Here is a 1,848-nt window from a genome sequence, read left to right as displayed (position 1 = left end):
CGGCAGCGCCAGCAAGGTGCCGGCGACGGCGAGCGCCGCGGCGAAGGTCGCCGGCCGCGGAACGGGCCGACGTCTGCGGACGGACATGGCTAGAGCACCGCGTTCTGGAAGTCGAAGTTCAGCTGGTCGCCGACCGACTGCACCAGGTTGCCCTGGATGAAGTCGACCCCGCCCATCCACATCGCGGCCGCGGCCTGCGCCTGTTCGATCTGCTGGCCGATGATCAGCAGGCCGGCGCGGTGCGCCAGGTCGATGGTGGCGCGCAGCTGGTCGCGCAGTTCGGGATCGGCATGCGCGCCGGCGAAGCGTGCCGACAGGCGCAGATAGCCCAGCGGCAGATGCGCCAGTAGCGCTTCGGCCTCGGCGCCCGGTTCGAACTGGCTGATGCAGAACTGCACGCCCAGCGGCATCAGCCGTGCGCAGAACTGCTGCAGCGTGGCGGTGTGGACCAGCGCATCGTCCAGGCGCAGGTCGATCACCAGCGAGGTGCCGGTGACGCCGCGCCGGCCGATGGTGTCGATCAGCCATTCGGCGAAGGCGGTGCGCGCCAGCGTGCGCGTGGACTGCGAGACGAACAGGCGCAGCGGCGGGGTGGCGTGCTGGTACAGATGCAGCAGGCCCAGCGCGTGGTCCAGCACCTGCTGGTCGAGGTCGGCGAGGCGTCCGCCGGCCTCGGCGGCCGGCAGCACCTGGCCGGCCGAGAGCAGGCTGCCGTCGCGCTGGCGCAGGCGCAGCAGCACCTGGTACTGGGCGATGTCGCCGCCGGCGACGGCGACGATCGGCTGGTAGGCCGGCTCCAGTTGTCCCTCCAGCATCGCGATGCGCTGCAGGTCCTCGTCGGTGCGCGGCGGCACGTAGGCGGCGATGCTCTGCGGATGCAGCCGCGCCTGCAGCGCGGTGCGTTCGACCGCTTCGAGCGCGCTGCCGGCGTCCTCGAAGCCATGGCCGAAGTCGGCGTAGCCGATCGCGCAGCGCAGGTGCAGCGCCTCGTCCTCGCGCAACGGGAAAGCGTGGCCGGACAGCGTGTCGCGCAGGCTCTGCGCGCGTTGCCGCTGCGCGTCGGCATCGGCGTCGTCGGCCAGCAACAGGAAGCTGTTGTCGTTGAGCCGCGCCAGCGGCTGCGGCGCGGTGATGCCGGCCAGGCGGCGCCCGGCCTGCACCATCAGCCGCTCGAACGCAGCGTAGCCATAGCGTTCGCGCAGGCCGAGCGCGCTGGCGATCTCGATGAAGTACAGGCTGCCGGGGCGGCGCGCGCGCAGCGTCGTGTCCAGCAACTGCAGCACGTGGGCGCGGGTCGGCAGGCCGGTCTCGGGGTTGTTCAGCGGCACCGCCTCGGTGTGGCCTTGCTGGGCCTGCTGGCGGGCGCGGCGGATGCGGTTGGAGACCGCGGCGATCAGGTGCCGCGGCCGGATCGGCTTGGTCAGGAAGTCGTCGGCACCGCTGTCGAGCACTTCGTATTCCAGTTCCGGATCGGCGTCGCCGGACAGGAACACGATCGGCAGCAGTTGGTGCTGCGGCTGCTGGCGGATCAGCGCGGTCAGGCGCATGCCGTCCAGTCCCGGCATGTGCAGGTCCATCAGGATCAGGTCCGGCCGGTAGTCGACGATGGCCTGCTGCACGCCTTCGGCCTGCATCTGCACCTGCGCATGCATGCCGGCGCCATGCAGCACGCTCTGCGCGAACAGCGCCTGCGCGCGGTCGTCCTCGACGATCAGCACGCGGTACGGCGCGGCCGCGGCCGGTGCGGTGGGATCGGAGGCGGCGTCGGCGTCGGCGACGACGAAGGCGGCCGCGTTGGCGTCGGCGGTGCCGTCGTCGTGCTCGCTGGCGGCCAGTGGCGTGGCGGCT

Annotated in this window: 1 protein-coding gene; it reads right to left on the bottom strand. The window is 72.1% G+C overall.

Features of this window, described 5'->3' with window-relative positions; all coding sequences use genetic code 11:
• Nucleotides 1-89: 89 nt before the first annotated feature.
• The coding region (locus D183_RS0114685) for an EAL domain-containing protein (protein ID WP_017909667.1) at nt 90-1,848 on the bottom strand (1,759 nt) is incomplete at its 5' end.

It is taken from the genome of Xanthomonas sp. SHU 199, assembly GCF_000364665.1.
GTDB classification, from domain to species: Bacteria; Pseudomonadota; Gammaproteobacteria; order Xanthomonadales; family Xanthomonadaceae; genus Xanthomonas_A; species Xanthomonas_A sontii.
The sequence above is the reverse complement of the archived record's forward strand: the minus strand, read 5'-3'. Positions and strand labels throughout refer to the sequence as shown.